Origin of the sequence: Mesorhizobium sp. M0587 (genome assembly GCF_040320945.1) — a bacterium.
Taxonomy (GTDB): Bacteria; Pseudomonadota; Alphaproteobacteria; order Rhizobiales; family Rhizobiaceae; genus Mesorhizobium.
Map to the genome: position 1 here is coordinate 1 of NZ_JAMYQP010000122.1, position 601 is coordinate 601.

The 601-nt window shown below is 53.2% G+C and carries 2 protein-coding genes; both read left to right on the forward strand.

What is annotated here, in order from left to right:
- The coding region (locus NKI49_RS33290) for a transposase (protein WP_352608453.1) at positions 1-297 on the forward strand (297 nt) is incomplete at its 5' end.
- On the forward strand, positions 294-601 hold a 308-nt coding region (locus tag NKI49_RS33295; protein ID WP_352695963.1), incomplete at its 3' end, for a transposase. The genes NKI49_RS33290 and NKI49_RS33295, both read left to right, overlap by 4 nt.

The following is a 601-nucleotide window of genomic DNA, read 5'->3' on the forward strand; positions in this document are numbered from 1 at the left end:
AACCGGCTGTTCGTCGAAGCCGTACTGTGGAAGGCGCGCACGAACAGCCCCTGGCGTGATCTTCCGGAAGGCTTTGGCGATTGGAATGCGATCTTCAAACGCTTCGACTATTGGTCGCAGCGGGGCGTCTTCGAGCGCATATTCGAGGCGGTTTCAGATGATCCGGATATGGAATATGCGATGATCGACGCCACCATTGTTCCGGTCCATCGTCATGGACACGGCGCTAAAGGGGGACTCAAAATCAGGCGATCGGCAAATCCAAGGGAGGCTGGACAACTAAAATCCTCGCTCTGACCGACGCTCTTGGCAATCTCGTGCGCTTTCATCTGTTGCCAGGCAACCGATATGACACAATCGGTGTTGCGCCGCTGATTGATGGCGTCGGTTTCGATACCATCCTTGCCGACAAGGCCTTCGATTCAAATTGGATCATCGATGAGATGAACCAACGCGGAACCAAGATCATCATCTCCCAACGTCCGCAGCGAAAAAATCCCATCAGCATCGACGCCGAAATCTACAAATGGCGCCATCTCATCGAGAACTTCTTCGCGAAGCTCAAAGAATTCAAAGGCATCGCAATGCGCAGCGAGAAAAC